This window comes from Sagittula sp. S175 (assembly GCF_049800975.1).
GTDB lineage: Bacteria > Pseudomonadota > Alphaproteobacteria > Rhodobacterales > Rhodobacteraceae > Sagittula.
In genome coordinates this window covers 102,198-117,948 of the sequence record NZ_JBNAGB010000002.1, presented here as the reverse complement: position 1 = coordinate 117,948, position 15,751 = coordinate 102,198, and the positions used below count along the sequence as shown (strand labels likewise).

General features: G+C 64.5%; 14 protein-coding genes and 1 pseudogene. 3 read left to right on the top strand and 12 right to left on the bottom strand.

Annotation, left to right across the window (positions count from 1 at the left end):
- Positions 1-29: 29 nt before the first annotated feature.
- On the bottom strand, positions 30-386 hold the full coding sequence (locus tag ACP16H_RS03660; RefSeq protein ID WP_425070895.1) for a rhodanese-like domain-containing protein: 357 nt from the start codon (positions 384-386) through the stop codon (positions 30-32).
- A 191-nt stretch (positions 387-577) separates the two neighbouring features.
- Here ACP16H_RS03660 and uvrA point away from each other — a divergent pair, with 191 nt between their 5' ends.
- Positions 578-3,457 (top strand): excinuclease ABC subunit UvrA, encoded by a 2,880-nt coding sequence (uvrA, locus tag ACP16H_RS03655; RefSeq protein WP_425070894.1) that lies wholly within the window; start codon positions 578-580, stop codon positions 3,455-3,457.
- Positions 3,458-3,529: 72 nt separating this feature from the next.
- Here the strand turns inward: uvrA and ACP16H_RS03650 are convergent, their stop codons facing one another.
- From ACP16H_RS03650 to ACP16H_RS03600, 11 genes and pseudogenes are all read right to left on the bottom strand, one after another.
- Complete coding sequence (locus ACP16H_RS03650; protein WP_425070893.1) at positions 3,530-4,624, bottom strand: pentapeptide repeat-containing protein; 1,095 nt, start codon at positions 4,622-4,624, stop codon at positions 3,530-3,532.
- A gap of 107 nt (positions 4,625-4,731) precedes the next feature.
- Entirely contained in the window at positions 4,732-4,932 is a 201-nt protein-coding gene (locus tag ACP16H_RS03645) for a YgaP family membrane protein (RefSeq protein ID WP_425070892.1), read from the bottom strand.
- 170 nt (positions 4,933-5,102) lie between these two features.
- A complete protein-coding gene (locus ACP16H_RS03640; protein WP_425070891.1) occupies positions 5,103-5,486 on the bottom strand; it encodes an excinuclease ABC subunit A in 384 nt (127 codons plus the stop codon).
- 112 nt (positions 5,487-5,598) lie between these two features.
- Positions 5,599-6,474 carry a 3-hydroxyisobutyrate dehydrogenase gene (gene mmsB, locus ACP16H_RS03635; RefSeq protein ID WP_425071126.1) on the bottom strand — a complete coding sequence of 292 codons (876 nt, stop codon included), beginning with the start codon at positions 6,472-6,474 and terminating at the stop codon, positions 5,599-5,601.
- A gap of 33 nt (positions 6,475-6,507) precedes the next feature.
- Positions 6,508-7,512: pseudogene (locus ACP16H_RS03630) on the bottom strand (enoyl-CoA hydratase/isomerase family protein); the annotation flags it as partial.
- Positions 7,513-7,592: 80 nt separating this feature from the next.
- A complete protein-coding gene (locus tag ACP16H_RS03625; RefSeq protein WP_425070890.1) occupies positions 7,593-8,732 on the bottom strand; it encodes an acyl-CoA dehydrogenase family protein in 1,140 nt (379 codons plus the stop codon).
- A 182-nt stretch (positions 8,733-8,914) separates the two neighbouring features.
- Positions 8,915-9,169 carry a GlsB/YeaQ/YmgE family stress response membrane protein gene (locus ACP16H_RS03620; RefSeq protein WP_425070889.1) on the bottom strand — a complete coding sequence of 85 codons (255 nt, stop codon included), beginning with the start codon at positions 9,167-9,169 and terminating at the stop codon, positions 8,915-8,917.
- Between the two features lie 133 nt (positions 9,170-9,302).
- The gene (locus ACP16H_RS03615) at positions 9,303-10,439 is read right to left on the bottom strand and encodes a glycosyltransferase (RefSeq protein WP_425070888.1); all 1,137 of its coding nucleotides are present in this window, start codon (positions 10,437-10,439) and stop codon (positions 9,303-9,305) included.
- Between the two features lie 323 nt (positions 10,440-10,762).
- Complete coding sequence (locus ACP16H_RS03610; RefSeq protein WP_425070887.1) at positions 10,763-11,887, bottom strand: carboxylate-amine ligase; 1,125 nt, start codon at positions 11,885-11,887, stop codon at positions 10,763-10,765.
- Positions 11,888-11,944: 57 nt separating this feature from the next.
- The gene (locus ACP16H_RS03605; protein WP_425070886.1) at positions 11,945-12,382 is read right to left on the bottom strand and encodes a hypothetical protein; all 438 of its coding nucleotides are present in this window, start codon (positions 12,380-12,382) and stop codon (positions 11,945-11,947) included.
- A gap of 313 nt (positions 12,383-12,695) precedes the next feature.
- Positions 12,696-14,195, bottom strand: coding sequence for a CoA-acylating methylmalonate-semialdehyde dehydrogenase (locus tag ACP16H_RS03600; protein ID WP_425070885.1), 1,500 nt, complete (start codon positions 14,193-14,195; stop codon positions 12,696-12,698).
- A gap of 112 nt (positions 14,196-14,307) precedes the next feature.
- Here ACP16H_RS03600 and ACP16H_RS03595 point away from each other — a divergent pair, with 112 nt between their 5' ends.
- Together ACP16H_RS03595 and ACP16H_RS03590 are read left to right on the top strand one after the other, a co-directional pair.
- On the top strand, positions 14,308-15,210 hold the full coding sequence (locus ACP16H_RS03595; RefSeq protein WP_425070884.1) for a LysR family transcriptional regulator: 903 nt from the start codon (positions 14,308-14,310) through the stop codon (positions 15,208-15,210).
- A 79-nt stretch (positions 15,211-15,289) separates the two neighbouring features.
- Positions 15,290-15,724, top strand: a complete 435-nt coding sequence (locus ACP16H_RS03590; protein ID WP_425070883.1) for a CBS domain-containing protein — start codon at positions 15,290-15,292, stop codon at positions 15,722-15,724.
- Positions 15,725-15,751 lie beyond the last annotated feature (27 nt).

The window sequence follows — 15,751 nt, the reverse complement described above, 5'->3', positions numbered from 1 at the left end:
CGTTCCCGCAGGTGGTGACGCCGGGCGCCTTAATTGCAGGCACCGCCCGCGCGCTGCCAGTGGGCAAAGCCGCCGATGTTGTGCACCTCGGCATGGCCCATGCGTTCCAGCATCTGCTTGGCCATGGAGGAGCGCGCGCCGGAGGCACAGAAGACCGCGATGGGTTTGCCGTCCTTCAGCTCGGCGAGGCATTCCGGCGACCGGGGATCGGCCCGCATCATCAGCGCGGCGGTGGGGATGTTGAGGGCGCCCTTGGCGGACCCCCATGCCAGTTCCGACGGATCGCGGACGTCGATGACGACGATCTCTCCGGCGGTGTGTTTCTGGATGGCTTCTTCGGCAGACATACCGCCGGTGGACATGGCTTTTTGCATGAATGCGAACATTGTACGCGTCTCCTTTTGCGCTTGCAGCATATATACATTCTGTGAATGGAATGTAAAGGGGCGCAGCACGGAGATTGGTGAATGTTCGCTTAACGTTCCTGTTTTGCCATTGGCGCAGCGCAGCAATTGACCTATGTTTGCGCTGTTGCGGTGGCGACGGGTCGATAGGGCCATGATTTCCGGGGATAAGTATGCCTGAGCAGAAGATGATCGAAGTGCGCGGCGCGCGCGAGCACAACCTGAAGAACATCGACGTGGATATACCGCGCGATCAACTGGTTGTCATCACCGGCCTGTCGGGGTCGGGCAAATCCTCGCTGGCGTTCGACACGATCTATGCCGAGGGGCAGCGCCGCTATGTCGAGTCGCTGAGCGCCTATGCGCGGCAGTTCCTCGACATGATGGAAAAGCCGGACGTGGACCATATCAGTGGCCTGTCCCCGGCGATTTCCATCGAGCAAAAGACCACGTCGAAGAATCCGCGCTCTACCGTTGGCACGGTGACCGAGATCTACGACTACCTGCGCCTGTTGTTCGCGCGGGTGGGGACGCCGTACAGCCCCGCCACCGGCCAGCCCATCGAGGCGCAGCAGGTGCAGGACATGGTCGACCGTGTCATGGCGATGGAGGAGGGCACGCGCGCTTACCTGCTCGCGCCAATCGTGCGCGACCGCAAGGGCGAGTATCGCAAGGAAATGCTGGAGCTGCGCAAGCAGGGCTTTCAACGGGTGAAGGTGGACGGCACCTTCTACGAGCTGGACGAGCCGCCGACGCTGGACAAGAAGTTCCGCCACGACATCGACGTGGTGGTCGACCGGCTGGTGGTGAAGGACGGCTTGCAGACGCGGCTGGCGGATTCCTTCCGCACGGCGCTGGACCTTGCGCAGGGGATTGCGATCCTCGAGACCGCGCCGAAGGAGGGCGATCCCGAACGCATCACGTTCAGCGAGAATTTCGCCTGCCCGGTGAGCGGGTTTACCATCCCCGAGATCGAGCCGCGCCTGTTCTCGTTCAACGCGCCTTTCGGGGCCTGTCCGGAGTGCGACGGTCTGGGCGTCGAGCTGTTCTTTGACGAGCGGCTGGTGGTGCCGGACCAGACGTTGAAGATCAAGGACGGTGCACTGGCACCCTGGCGCAAGGGGAAGTCGCCGTATTTTCTGCAAACGATTGAATCGCTCGCCAAGCATTACGAGTTCGACAAGAACGCCCGCTGGAAGGACCTTCCGGCGCATGTGCAGCAGGTGTTCCTGTATGGCTCGGGCGAGGACGAGATCCAGTTCCGCTACGACGAGGGCGGACGCATCTACCAGGTGGAGCGGGTGTTCGAGGGGGTGATCCCCAACATGGAGCGCCGCTACCGCGAGACGGATTCCAGCTGGATCCGCGAGGAATTCGAGCGCTACCAGAACAACCGCGCCTGTGCGGCCTGTGGCGGCTATCGTCTGCGCGAAGAGGCGCTTGCGGTGAAGATCGGGCCTTCCGCCGACAAGGCGCACCTGCTGCACGTGGGGCAGGTGGTGCAGATGTCGATCCGTCAGGCCTTTGACTGGTGCGAGACGGTGCCGGGCAACCTGACCAAGCAGAAGAACGAGATCGCGCGGGCCATCCTGAAGGAAATCCGCGAACGGCTCGGGTTCCTGAACAACGTGGGGTTGGAGTACCTGACGCTGTCGCGCAATGCCGGGACGCTGTCGGGTGGCGAGAGCCAGCGGATCAGGCTGGCCTCGCAGATCGGGTCGGGGCTGACGGGCGTGCTGTACGTGCTGGACGAGCCGTCCATCGGTTTGCACCAGCGGGACAACACGCGCCTGCTGGACACGCTGAAGAACCTGCGCGATCAGGGCAACACGGTGCTGGTCGTCGAACACGACGAAGAGGCGATCCGTGAGGCGGATTACCTGTTCGACATCGGCCCCGGTGCCGGTGTGCATGGCGGGCAGGTGGTGGCCCATGGCACGCCCGCCGAGGTGCAGGCGGACCCCGCCAGCATCACCGGGCAATACCTGTCGGGCACGCGCGAGATCGCGGTGCCGCAGGAGCGCCGCAAGGGCAACAAGAAGAAGATCAAGGTGGTGAAGGCCACGGGCAACAACCTCAAGGAGGTGACGGCCGAGTTTCCGCTGGGCAAGTTCGTCTGCGTGACGGGGGTGTCTGGTGGCGGGAAATCGACCCTGACCATCGAGACGCTGTTCAAGACCGCGTCCATGGCGCTGAACGGTGCCCGCCAGACGCCCGCGCCCTGCGAGACGATCAAGGGGCTGGAGCATCTCGACAAGGTGATCGACATCGACCAGCGGCCCATCGGGCGCACGCCGCGCTCGAACCCGGCGACCTACACCGGGGCGTTCACGCCGATCCGCGACTGGTTCGCCGGGCTGCCCGAGGCGAAGGCGCGCGGGTACAAGCCCGGTCGGTTCTCGTTCAACGTCAAGGGCGGGCGCTGTGAGGCCTGTCAGGGCGATGGTGTTATCAAGATCGAGATGCACTTTCTGCCCGACGTTTACGTCACATGCGAGACCTGCAAGGGCAAGCGCTACAACCGCGAGACCCTGGAAATTCTGTTCAAAGGCAAGAGCATCGCTGACGTTCTTGATATGACGGTCGAAGACGCGCAGGGGTTCTTTCAGGCGGTGCCGAGCATCCGCGACAAGATGGATGCCCTGATGCGCGTGGGGCTGGGCTACATCAAGGTGGGCCAGCAGGCGACGACGCTTTCGGGTGGCGAGGCGCAGCGGGTGAAGCTGTCGAAGGAACTGGCGAAACGGTCCACGGGGCGGACGCTGTACATCCTCGACGAACCGACCACGGGTCTGCATTTCGAGGACGTGCGCAAGCTGCTGGAGGTGCTGCACGAATTGGTGGATCAGGGGAACTCGGTCGTGGTGATCGAGCACAACCTCGACGTCATCAAGACCGCCGACTGGCTGATTGACATTGGCCCGGAGGGCGGCGACGGCGGCGGCGAGATCGTCGCGGAAGGCACGCCGGAGCATGTGGCGGAGGTCGAGCGCAGTCACACCGGGCGCTACCTGAAACCCATGCTGGAGGCAAAGCGGGTGGCGGCGGAATAACTTTCCGCGACCCGTGTCAGAAAATGAGAAAGGGACGCCGGTTGGCGTCCCTTTGGCGTTTTGCGGATGTGCTTACAGGATCGCGCGGGCGACGCGGATCATCTGCAGAAGCTCGTAGTTCGAGTCGTCCATCTGCACGATCTGGCCGTTCACGACCGCGTAGTTCTGACCGTCCTCAAGCGTCGGAAGGCGGTACAGTTGCACCAGTTCCGGCTGCGTCAGGGCTGCGGTGGGCGCAATGGGAATGCCTGCAAGATCAGCGACCTGCGCCAGCTGGTTCACCAGTTGCAGGGAGGCGTAGTCCTCTTCGTCCAGCAGGACCGGGAGTCCGTCGATCAGCCCGTAGCGGTAGCCTTCGGCAGGCGGGGCGAGGTCGAAGAGCGTCTGGATCTGGTCTGACCGGAGCAGCAGCAGGTCGGGATTCGGGGTGATCTCGACCTCGGACTGCAGGAAGTCGGCGCGGCGATCCAGCCAGATGGTTTCGTAGCGGTCGGCGTCGTAGGCGGCCCATTCGTCGAAGGTGACACCCTGTTTCGCCAGACCGGGCGGCACGCAGGGCGGGTCCTTCTTGGCAAGGCCCGGCGGGCAGTTGCGGTACGTAATCAGCTCTTCGGTCGGGACGTCGGAGACCACGAGGTCAGGAGCCGCCAGAGCCAGCGCCGTGGCACCGATGATGGCCACCATGTTGCGCCCGTCCGGGGCGGGCGTGGACATCAGGCGGGTCACGGTCTCGGTGCGTTCGGCCTCGGTATAGGTCTTGCGAGCCTGTCCGGGCGGGGTGGCGGCATTGCCCTTGCCCGGTTTTTCGTTGGCGGCCTGAGCGTTCGCCTTGCTGGCGTTGCCGTTCTGCGCACCGCCGGCGTGGTCGGGTTTGCCCTTGCCAGAATTACCTTTGCCAGAGTTGCCTTTGTCAGCGTTGCCGTTGCCACGGTTGTCCTTTGCCGCATGGGCGTTTCCGGCATTGCCGTTGCCGCGTTTCAGGATCTTCTGGCCGCCGTTCCCGTTCCCGTTCCCGTTCCCGTTGCCATTCGCCTTGTCGCTTTTCGCGAGCCAGACCTGGGCCGGTTGCGCTGCGTGATCCGCGAACGGGTTCAGCAGGGGGGATGCAGAGAGGGAGGTGGTGCTCATGGCCATCGCCACGGCGCCACCGATAATAAGCTTGTTCATGTCAGACACCTTTCTTTGGAAAAACAACGTCCGGCTGGACGGTTGCGTTCCGTTAGGGTGCCCGGTCGCCGGGAAAGCGGCGGCAGAGCGCCGCCGCTCGGGTCAGCTTATTTCATCTTGCAGGTCTTGATGCCGAGGAGGGCATAGGGCGGGCAAAAGCCCATGGCGGCGGTGCCCAGCATCACCACGCCGATGATCCCGGCGATCCATGCTAGTGTGCCGGTGACGGCGGTGAAGGCGACGATCAGCAGGACAACGCCCAGGATGGCGCGGATGATGCGGTCGGCTTGGCCCATGTTCTTGGTCATGTCATTTCCCCGAATGTAAGGTGTCATTGGAGAAACCTTACTCTCAGGTACAGTAATTGGAATATGATTTGGATCAAATCTGTATTTAAAGGTCCTGCACAGTGATGGTGCGGAAAGGGCGCCCGAAGTGGGCGCCCTTTGGGGTCAGTTGGCCCGATCTGTTGGCCCGATCAGTTGGCAAGGGCGGCGATGGCGCCGATGACGTCCAGCACTTCCTTTGTGTGGCGGTCGATCTGGTAGACCTGATCGCCGACCCGGTAGTACGCGCCGTCGGGGTTCAGGCCGTAGTGCGCGGGGTTGTCCAGCACGATGTAGTTCCGGGTGATGCGGTCGCCGGGAGCGTAGATGAAGGTCGTGTCCTGGGGCGCGGTTTTGTTGGCCCGTCCGGAGTTGGTTTGGCCGGGCGGCACGCAGGCCGGGCTTTTCTTTGCAAGACCCGGCGGGCAGCCGTTGGGCTGGTGCGCGGCGGGGCCGTGGCCGTTGCCTGCGGCGGTTGCCATCATCGGGCTGGTCAGGGCCGCAGCAACGGCGGCTGCGGTGAGGAGGCGGATCATGTGAGTCCCTTTCCTTTGCGGTCTGGGTCTTAGATGATCCGCACCGTGGGGCTCTTCCATAAGTGCTTTGCCGCTCGGCGGGTCGGCGCCGAGCGGCGGATGTGATCGGCGGTCAGTCGCCGCGCGTGCGGGCCTCGAACCGGGGCAGCATGGCCGAGAAGTCGCGCCCGCGCCCGTCCTCGTCCTCGACGAAGCTGCGGTAGAGTTCCGTCGCGGCCTGACCCATGGGGGTGTCGGCATGGGCGGCTTCGGCGGCCTGTTGCGACAGGCGCAGGTCCTTCAGCATCAGCTCGGCGGCGAAGCCCGGTTTGTAGTCGTTGTCGGCGGGAGAGGTCGGTCCGACACCCGGCGCGGGGCAATAGGCGTTCATCGACCACGAGTAGCCCGAGGAGGTGGAGACCACGTCGAACATCTTGTCCCGCGCGAGGCCGAGTTTGTCGGCAAGGGCGAAGGCCTCGCATGTGGCGATCATGGTGACGCCGAGGATCATGTTGTTGCAGATCTTGGCGGCCTGTCCGTTGCCGGAGGCACCGCAATGCACCGCCTTCTGACCCATGATGTCGAACAGGGGTTGCGCAATGGTGAAGGCATCGTCCGATCCCCCCACCATGAAGGTCAGGGTGCCCGCCGAGGCCCCGCCGATGCCGCCAGAAACCGGGGCATCCAGCGCGCCGAGGCCCGCTGCCGCGCAGAGTTCTGCCACGGCGCGGGCCGAGGACACGTCTACGGTGGAGCAATCCAGCAGCACGGCGCCGGGCTTCATATGGGGGACGATGTCGGCGGCCACGGCGCGCAGGATGTCGCCGTTGGGGAGCATGGTGATGACCACGTCCGCGCCGGTGACGGCCTCGACCGCGGTGGCGGCGTTGGTGACGCCGGTGGCGGTGGTGCCTGCCACGTCAAAACCCGTGACGCTGTGCCCGGCGGCGGCGAGGTTGGCGGCCATGGGCGCGCCCATGTTGCCAAGTCCGATGAAGGCGATCTGCATGGCTCTCTCCCTGAAATCCAGCGCGTCCGGCCCCAGTGGCCGGAGCAGTTTCGACACGTCCACCTGTGGCACGCGGTCCAGCGCGTGGCGCCAGTGGGGGGACTTGTCCTTGTCGATGATGGCCGCGCGGATGCCTTCGAGGAAGTCTCCGTGTTCCATGATGCGATGGCTGACGCGGTATTCCAGTTCCAGCGCGCGGCGGATGTCGGGGGCCTGCATGGCGCGCAGGCGGTGCAGCATCTCGACCGTGGCGGCCATGGCGAGCGGCGAATTGCGTTCGAGCGTTTTCAGCGTCTTGTCGGCGAATTCCGAGCCGACGGCGCGCAGGGCGTTGACGATGTCCTGAAGGCGCTCCCCGGCAAAGACCGCGTCGATCTGCGGGTGCAGGGCGCTGAGCATGCTGGGGCCGGGATCTGTGCCGACCAGGGCTTCGGTGGTGCCGGAATCGCTCAGGCTGCGTTTGAGGGCGGGCCATTCTTCCTCGGGGATGTAGAGGTCGGCAAAGCCTGCGTGGATCGCGTCGGCGGCGTTCATGCGGTAGGCGGTGAGGCCGAGGTATTCGCCCAGCCGACCCGGCGCCTGTGACAGCAGGTGCGTGCCCCCCACGTCGGGGACAAAGCCGATGGCGCATTCCGGCATGGAGATTTTCGAGGTTTCGCTGACGATCCGGTGGCTGACGTGGCCGCCAAGACCCACGCCGCCGCCCATGGTGAAGCCGTTGAGGAAGGAGACGATGGGTTTGGGATATTCCGCGAGTTTCGCGTTCAGGCGGTATTCGTCGCGCCAGAACTGGCGGCCATAGGCGTAGTCGCCGGAGGTGCCGGTGCGGTACATCTCGGCGATGTCGCCGCCGGCGCAGAAGGCCTTTTCACCCTCGGCGTCGAGGATGACCAGCGCGATGGTCTCGTCATGGCGCCAGTTGTCCAGCGCGGCCTCGATGTCGAGGCACATCTGGTAGGTCAGCGCGTTCAGCGCCTGCGGGCGGGTGAGGGTGATATGGCCGGCGTGGCCGGTGGTGCGGATATGCAGGTCGGTCATGGCGGTCCTTTCGGGGAGGGCGGACCGGGGCGCTGCCCCGGACCCCGGAGTATTTGACCCAAGAAGAAACAGGCGGTCGATCAGTTGGCGAGCATCTGGCGCGCGACGATCATGCGCATGATTTCATTGGTGCCTTCGAGGATCTGGTGGACGCGGAGGTCGCGGACGAGTTTCTCGATCCCGTAGTCGGCGAGGTAGCCGTAGCCGCCGTGCAGTTGCAGACACTGGTCGACGGTCTTCGAGCCTGCCTCGGTCACGAACTTCTTGGCCATGGCGCAGAATTTCGTGGCATCGGGCGCGCCCTGGTCGAGTTTCCAGGCGGCCTGGCGCAGGAAGGTGCGGGCGGCCTGGAGTTCGATCTCCATGTCGGCGAGGCGGAATTGCAGCGCCTGGAACTGGTCGATGGACTGGCCGAAGGCGCGGCGTTCGGACATGTATTGCAGGGTGTTCGTGAGGGCGGTCTGGGCGGCGCCCAGCGAGCAGGCGGCGATGTTGAGGCGACCGCCGTCGAGGCCCGCCATGGCGTATTTGAAGCCTTTGCCTTCTTCGCCGATGAGGTTGGCGTGGGGGACGGCGCAGTCGTCAAATTGCACCTGGCGGGTGGGCTGGCTTTTCCAGCCCATCTTGTCTTCGAGCCCGCCGAAGGAGAGGCCGGGCGTGCCGTCCTCGACGTAAACCGTTGAAATCCCTCGGGCCGTGTCATCGCCGGTGCGGACCATGACGACATAGGCGTCGGAGTAGCCGCCGCCGGAGATGAAGGCCTTGGTCCCCGTCAGGCGGTAGTCGGTGTTGGTCTTCTCGGCGCGGGTTTTGAGGGCGGCGGCGTCGGAGCCGGAGCCGGGTTCGGTCAGGCAGTAGGAGAGGACGGTTTCCATGGTCAGCGCCTTGGGCAGGACGCGGGCCTTGAAGTCGTCGGAGGCGAAGGTGTCGATCATCTTCGCGCACATGTTGTGGATCGACAGGAAGGCCGCCACCGAGGGGCAGGCCATTGAAAGCGCTTCGAAAACCAGTGTCGCGTCGAGGCGGGAGAGGCCGGAGCCGCCGCTGTCCTCGGAGACGTAGAGGCCGCCGAACCCGAGGTCGGCCAGTTGTGGCCAGAGGGTTTTCGGGATGGTGCCGTCGGCCTCCCACTGGCGGGCGTGGGGGGCAATATGTTCCTGCCCGAAGGCATGGGCCATGTCGAAGATTGCTGTCTGTTCCTCGGTCAGCGCGAAATCCATTTGTGGCCTCCTCCTTGCCTGACCGTATCGCGGAACGGTCTAAATGAACGCTTGTTCAGTTTAGGCGCGGGGCGGGGGAATGCAAGCGGATTGAGCGTTTGCGCGATGCCTAAGGTGAGGCTGAAAAGCAATGCGCGCCGACCCGGAGGATCGGCGCGCAAGTGTTTGAAATCGGGTATGTATCAGGCGTGGCCGCGAACGGCTCGGGCGATCCAGATCAGCAGCGAGGCGCCGATGAAGCCGATGATGAGCTGGCCGATCCAGCCGCCAAGGGTGCCACCGACCACGGCGACCAGCACGGCGTTCAGGATGATCGCGCCGACGATGCCGAGGATGATGTTCATGATGATGCCCATGTTCGAGCGCATGAAATGTTCTGCCAACCAGCCAGCGATACCGCCGACGATGATAGCTGCGAGCCAACCGAGTCCGGTCATTGTGTGTCTCCTTCGGGAGCGTTGTGAGCGTTGTGCCGGAGAGAGCCGGCTTCTGGCTGTACAACGAGGAAACTGACGGGATGTTCCCGGTTTCGTGCAGATTTTTACCGATTGCCCGGATCAGGCGTCGAGGTCAGGCGGGTTGGATCGTGCGGGAAATGACCTGTTCGACGCGGGCGAGGCCCTTGGCGTTGTCGAACTTGGCTTCGGCGGTGGCGCGGGCGGCCGTTGCCATGGCGGAACGGTCAGGCATGTCCAGTATGTCACTGATCTTGCGAGAAAAACCGGATTCGTCCCATTCGTCCACCAAGAGGCCGTTGACGCCGTCCTCGACCGCTTCGGGGATGCCTGCGTGGCGGGTCGAGAGGGTGATGCAGCCGGAGGCGAGGGCCTCCTGGATGGCGGTGGGCAGGCCTTCGGTGTTGCCGTCCTTGGCGGTGATGGAGTGCTGGAGGAAGACCTCGGTGCGGTGCAAGTGTTGGCGCACGATGTCATGCGGCTGCGCGCCAGTGAAGGTGATTTGTTCAGCGACGCCAAGGGTTTGCGCGAGGGTCTTGCAGGGGTCCAGCAGCGGGCCGTCACCGATGAAGGTCAGGTGGGCGTCGCGGCCACGGGCGGCTTCGGCGAAGGCGCGCAGGGTGATCTCGGGGGCTTTTTTCTCGACCATGCGGCCCACCGCAAGGAAGCTGCCGGGGGTCTTTTCGCCCGGCGTGAAGCGGCGGATGTCGACACCGGAGGGGACGACATGGGCGTTGGGGTGTGAAATGCCATGCGCGGCCAGGTTGTCGAGCAGGAACTGGCTGACGGAGAACATGCCCGCGAGGCGCGGCATCATCAGGCGGTACGACCTAACCCGTTGTTTTACCCGCAACATCTTGGACGCGTCGGTGCCGCGCCAATAGGTGAAGATCGGGATTCCCAAAGCGTTGGCGAGGGGGGCCAGAACGATGGCCTGCGTGCCGAATTCAGAAAGGATAACATCTGCTTGCTGGTCGCGCAGGAAGGCGGTCAGGGCGCGGGCGTTGTCGCCGTAGGGCACGCGGGAGGTGCCGTGTCGAGCCGCGCCGAGACCCATGGCGAAGGGGGTGCGGATCAGGTCCGGGACGGAGAGTTTCGCGCGCCGCTCGAACAGCGGTTTGTCGTAGGGATTCAAACCGTTATGCCGTCCGCAGACGACGCAGGTCTGGCCGCCGAACATGTGTTCGATATGGCGGTTGATGAAGGTCTCGCCCTGCACGAAATAGTCGGAGGTGGCGATGGCGACTTTCATGGTGTTTCCCTTCGATGGTGCCGCCCGGATAGCGGCTTGGGCCGTGTGAAACAAGGCCGGGACGGTGTTGCGCGGCGTACGCTGGTCGAACGGTCAACCGCAGGCTGTGGGAATGTCGCACGGAGAGCGTCCGCGCGGGCCGTGCGGGCCGGGGCGGGCGCAAGATATGGGTGCGGATGGGCGCAAAACCACCGCGATTTAACGGGAGGTGAACGCCGGAACACCAGCGTTAAGGGCAGAACCGGCCGTTTTTCCGGTGTTTTCCGGCCGGTTGTTAACCCGCTCTTGTATACAGAATCGGGTGGGCGAAATCCGGCGTAATTTCAGAGATCGGCGTGATATTCTTCGATCAGATGGGTCACCACGGCGCGCATCTGGCCGTCGTGATCGGCCCCAGCGTCGGCGGCGGCGGCAAAAGCGGCGCGCTGGCGGGTGGCGGAGGTCGCCTTCGCCATGTCGCGCGCGGTGTGAAGGGCCTCGGTCGCTTGCAGGATGCCTGCGTCTTCCTCCAGCAGGTCGATCAGTTCCTCGACCAGTTCGGCGAAGGGGACGATTTCGGCGCGGCCAAAGTCGATCAGGCCTTCGGTGGTGCCGTAGCGCTGCGCGCGCCAGCGGTTTTCGCCGATGAGGAAGGCGTCATAGAGCCGCCAGCGCTGGTTTTTCACCCGCAGCCGCCAGAGCATCCGCATGAGGCATTGGTTCAGCGCCGCCAGCGTCAGGGCGTGTTCCAGCCGGGGCTGCACGTCCATGATGCGGGTTTCCAGCGTCGGAAAGCGCGCGGAGGGCCGCAGATCCCACCAGATCTTGGACGAATCCTCGATCACGCCGAGGTCGCAGAGCAGCGCGACGGAGCGTTCGTAATCCTGCCACGAGGCGAATTGCGGCGGCAGGCCGGTGCGCGGCAGGTTGTCGAAGATCGAGATGCGGTAGGAGGCGAGGCCGGTGTCCTCGCCCTGCCAGAAAGGCGAGGAGGTGGAGAGCGCCAGCAGGTGCGGCAGGAAGTAGGAGGCCTGCCGCATGAGGTCGGCGCGGGTCGCATCGTCGGGCAGGCCGACATGCACGTGCATGCCGCAGATCAGCATCCGCCGCACCACCGACCCCAAGTCGCGGTCCAGCTGGTTGTAGCGGTCCTTGTCGGTGTGGTGCTGTGCCTTCCAGTCCGCGAGCGGATGGCAGGAGGCGGCGATGGGCGAGAGGTTGTGTTTGGCGGCCTGCTTTGACACGGCGGCGCGCAGGCGTTTGAGGTCGTCGCGGGCCTCGGCCACGGTGCGGCAGGGTTTTGTGCCGATCTCGACCTGACATTGCAGGAACTCGGGGCTGACTTGGCTGCCAAGCTCGTCGGTCAGGGCCGAAAGCAGGCCTTCGGGGGCCTCGACAAGGGCGCAGCTGTCGCGGTCCACGAGGAGGTATTCCTCCTCGATGCCGATGGTGAAGTCCGGTGTGTCCATCTTTCCCCCCGTTTTCAGGGCAGGAAAGCAGGTCGGGGCCTGTGGGACAAGTCCCGGTTATGCCGCGGGCGCGAGGACGCCGAGCGCGCTGTCGAGTTGCGAGAAGCTGGTGAAGGAGAGGCCCGCCACCGCGAGGCTTTTGCGTTCGGTGCGGTGGAGGTCGAAGCAGATGGAGGACATCGGTTCGACGATTTGCTGGACCATGCGGGCGGTGCCAAAGGCAATGTCGTCCGGCGCGTAGAGGATGCAGTGGCCGCGTGGCCGAAAGGCACGCAAGGCCGTGGTAAGCCGTTCGGCGGCAAAGACGGTGCCGAGGAATGTCGCCTCGACCTTTTCGGCGGAGCCCATGTTCACCAGCATGGTGAAGTCCGGGTTGAAGGAGGGGTGCGAGACCCAGGCCCGGAGGCTGTTGGCGGCCTCTGTCACCGTGGTGATGCCGGTCATTCGGAAGTAGGCAAGGGCGTGATCGTTATGCACTGCAAGGGTTATGGGCATTGTCAGTCCCGTCCCGGGGCGTGTGACCCGCCCCCTGTCCTTTGATTGCTCTGGTTATCAGTGTTGCGCATGGGAAGATTTCTGAAAAGCCAAAGCTGACGCCAACTGGCGGAAATGATAGTGCTAACCAGCGTCAGATTCGATGTTTTTCCGCCATTGCGTGTGTGGTTTTCCGTTTGCCGCCTTTGAGCGTGTGCCGGTGTATATTATGTAGGCAAAATAAATATTTAAGACGAATGCAACGATTCGGCGGCGGCCATGAAAAAAGGGAGCGGCCTTTTGGACGCTCCCCCTGATGTGTCGGGCCGGTGGGTCAGTCCATCGGCTTGAAGTTCAGCGCCGCGCCATCCTTGATGCCGGAGAACCAGCGGGCGGTGACGGTCTTTGTCTTCGTGTAGAAGCGGAAGGCGTCGGGGCCGTACTGGTTGAGGTCACCGAAGGCAGATTTCTTCCAGCCGCCGAAGGTGTGGTAGGACAGCGGCACCGGGATCGGGAAGTTGATCCCGACCATGCCGACGTTCACCCGGTGGGCGAAGTCACGCGCGGTGTCGCCGTCGGCGGTGTAGATCGCGGTGCCGTTGCCGTAGGGGTTGTCGATCACGAGGTTCAGCGCGTCCTCGTAGGTGTCGGCGCGGACGGTGGACAGCACCGGGCCGAAGATTTCTTCCTTGTAGATGTCCATCTCCGGGGTCACGTCATCGAACAGCGACGGGCCGCAGAAGAAGCCGTTCTCGTAGCCCTGCAGTTTGAAGTTGCGGCCATCGATCAGCAGTTTCGCGCCCTGGTCCACGCCGGAGGTGATGAGCGAGTTGATGCGCGCCTGCGAGGCGGCGGTGATGACGGGGCCGAAGTCCACGTCTTCCTCGGAGGTGTAGGGGCCGACCTTCAGCTTTTCGACGCGGGGGATCAGGGCGTCGATCAGCTTGTCGGCGGTCTCCTTGCCCACGGGGACGGCGACGGAGATCGCCATGCAGCGTTCACCGGCGGCACCGTAACCGGCACCGACCAGCGCGTCGGCGGCCTTGTCGATGTCGGCGTCGGGCATGATGATCATGTGGTTCTTGGCACCGCCAAAGCACTGGGCGCGCTTGCCGCTCGCGGCGGCGCGGCCATAGATGTACTGCGCGATGGGGGTGGAGCCGACGAAGCCCACGGCGGCGATGTCCTCGTTGTCGAGGATCGCGTCGACGACTTCCTTGTCACCGTTGACGACTTGCAGGACGCCATCGGGAAGCCCTGCTTCCTTGATGAGTTCGGCCAGGCGCAGGGCGGTGGAGGGCACGCGCTCGGACGGCTTGAGGATCATGGCGTTGCCGCAGGCCAGTGCCGGGGCCATCTTCCACAGCGGGATCATGGCGGGGAAGTTGAAGGGCGTGATGCCTGCCACGACACCCAGCGGCTGACGCATGGAGTAGAGGTCGATGCCCGGGCCGCCGTCGTCGGTGAACTCACCCTTCAGCATGTTCGGCGCGCCCATGCAGACCTCGACGACCTCAAGGCCGCGCTGCACGTCGCCGCGCGCGTCGGGGAGGGTCTTGCCGTGCTCGCGGGAGACCAGCTCTGCCAGTTCGTCCATGTGCTCGTTGATGAGCTGGCCGAACTTCATCATGACGCGGGCGCGGCGCTGCGGGTTGGTGGCGCCCCACTTGACCTGCGCTTCTTTGGCCTTGGCCACGGCGTCGTTGAGTTCCTCGACGGTCGAGAGCGGCGTCTTGGACTGCACTTCGCCGGTGGCGGGGTTGAAGACGTCGGTGGTGCGGGCGCTGGCCGATGCGACATGCGCGCCGTTGATCCAGTTGGTCAGGGTGGTCATGGGGACTCCTCCGGTTTCATGGGATGTTTGCGCGGACTGTATCCTTGCAAATTTGCGCCGCACAGGCAAAATCCGGCAAAGAGGTTTTGCGTTTTTGCAAAGGGTGGCGGCGATGGACTGGGACGATCTGCGGGTGTTTCTTGGGGTGGCGCGGGGCGAGAGCCTGTCGGCGGCGGGCAAGGTGCTGAAGATGGACCCGGCGACGGTGGGGCGGAGGATCGCGCGGCTGGAGCAGGGGCTGGGGACGCCGCTGTTCGTGAAATCGCCGCAAGGCTACGCGCTGACCGAAGCGGGCGCGCGGCTGGTGGATCATGCGGAGCGGGCGGAACAGGCGGCGCTGATGGCCGCCGAGGCGGTGCAGGGGCGGTCCGAGGGGCTGTCGGGGCAGATCAGGATCGGCGCGCCCGATGGCTGCGCGAACTTCCTGCTGCCGCAGGTCTGCGCGAGGATCGCCGCAGAAAACCCCGATCTGGAGGTGCAGATCGTCGCGCTGCCGCGTCTGGTGAACCTAAGCCGCCGCGAGGCGGATATGGCGGTCACCGTGTCGCGGCCCACGGCGGGGCGGTTCGTCGTGCAGAAGGTGACCGATTATCGGCTGCATCTGGCGGCGAGTGACGAATACCTTGCACAAAATGCCCCGATCACGCGGCGCGAGAACCTGCGCGGGCACCGGGTGGTGGGCTATATCCAGGACATGATTTTCGACAAGGAACTGGATTACCTCAGCGATCTCGGGCTGACGCAGGTGCCGCTCGCATCCAATTCCGTCGCGGTGCAGTTCCAGTGGCTGCGGCAGGGCGCGGGCCTGGGAATCGTGCATGATTTCAGCCTGCCTCTGGCCCCCGGACTGCGGCGGGTGCTGGTGGAGGAGGTGTCGCTGACGCGGACGTTCCACCTTGTCCGGCACGAGGACGACCGGCGGCTGGAACGGCAGAACCGCTTTGCCGAGGCGCTGGTCGCGGGGATGCGCGAGGAATTGCAACGGCTGGAAAGCCTGGCTGACCAGAACCGGTAACCCCTCCTTAGGGTTTACTTGACAGAATGTCGCACCTGAACAAGGCTAGCTTATACAACTGTATAGGAGGAGGAGCGCCATGCAGGTCCAGCACATCCTGAAGAGCAAGGGCATCGACGAGGTTTACACCGTGACGCCGGGGACCAAGGTGTCCGAGGCGGCAAAGATGCTGGCGGAGAAACGGATCGGTACGGTGGTCGTGTCCAAGGACGGCAGCACCGCTGACGGCATCCTGTCGGAGCGCGACATCGTCCGGGTGCTGGCGCGCAAGGGCGGGGCCGGGCTGGACGACGCGGTGGAGGAGCATATGACCGTGAAGCTGGTCACCTGCCAGCTGGCGGATCGCGCCGACGATGTGCTGTCCAAGATGACCGAAGGCCGGTTCCGCCACATGCCGGTGGTCGAGGACGGCATGATGGTCGGGCTCATCACGATCGGTGACGCGGTGAAGGCGCGGCTGTCGGAACTGGCCATGGAGCGTGACGCCCTCGAAGGAATGATCATGGGTCACTGAGCGGCCCATGGTCGCGCGCGGCGGGGC

What these genes read in the sequence shown, in the direction of transcription:
- ACP16H_RS03650 (WP_425070893.1), bottom strand. Translation starts at nt 4,624, where the DNA reads ATGAACAAGCTTATTATCGGTGGCGCCGTGGCGATGGCCATGAGCACC.
- ACP16H_RS03660 (WP_425070895.1), bottom strand. Translation starts at nt 386, where the DNA reads ATGTTCGCATTCATGCAAAAAGCCATGTCCACCGGCGGTATGTCTGCC.
- ACP16H_RS03595 (WP_425070884.1), top strand. Translation starts at nt 14,308, where the DNA reads ATGGACTGGGACGATCTGCGGGTGTTTCTTGGGGTGGCGCGGGGCGAG.
- ACP16H_RS03645 (WP_425070892.1), bottom strand. Translation starts at nt 4,932, where the DNA reads ATGACCAAGAACATGGGCCAAGCCGACCGCATCATCCGCGCCATCCTG.
- ACP16H_RS03625 (WP_425070890.1), bottom strand. Translation starts at nt 8,732, where the DNA reads ATGGATTTCGCGCTGACCGAGGAACAGACAGCAATCTTCGACATGGCC.
- uvrA (WP_425070894.1), top strand. Translation starts at nt 578, where the DNA reads ATGCCTGAGCAGAAGATGATCGAAGTGCGCGGCGCGCGCGAGCACAAC.
- ACP16H_RS03600 (WP_425070885.1), bottom strand. Translation starts at nt 14,195, where the DNA reads ATGACCACCCTGACCAACTGGATCAACGGCGCGCATGTCGCATCGGCC.
- ACP16H_RS03640 (WP_425070891.1), bottom strand. Translation starts at nt 5,486, where the DNA reads ATGATCCGCCTCCTCACCGCAGCCGCCGTTGCTGCGGCCCTGACCAGC.
- ACP16H_RS03610 (WP_425070887.1), bottom strand. Translation starts at nt 11,887, where the DNA reads ATGGACACACCGGACTTCACCATCGGCATCGAGGAGGAATACCTCCTC.
- ACP16H_RS03620 (WP_425070889.1), bottom strand. Translation starts at nt 9,169, where the DNA reads ATGACCGGACTCGGTTGGCTCGCAGCTATCATCGTCGGCGGTATCGCT.
- ACP16H_RS03590 (WP_425070883.1), top strand. Translation starts at nt 15,290, where the DNA reads ATGCAGGTCCAGCACATCCTGAAGAGCAAGGGCATCGACGAGGTTTAC.
- ACP16H_RS03605 (WP_425070886.1), bottom strand. Translation starts at nt 12,382, where the DNA reads ATGCCCATAACCCTTGCAGTGCATAACGATCACGCCCTTGCCTACTTC.
- mmsB (WP_425071126.1), bottom strand. Translation starts at nt 6,474, where the DNA reads ATGCAGATCGCCTTCATCGGACTTGGCAACATGGGCGCGCCCATGGCC.
- ACP16H_RS03615 (WP_425070888.1), bottom strand. Translation starts at nt 10,439, where the DNA reads ATGAAAGTCGCCATCGCCACCTCCGACTATTTCGTGCAGGGCGAGACC.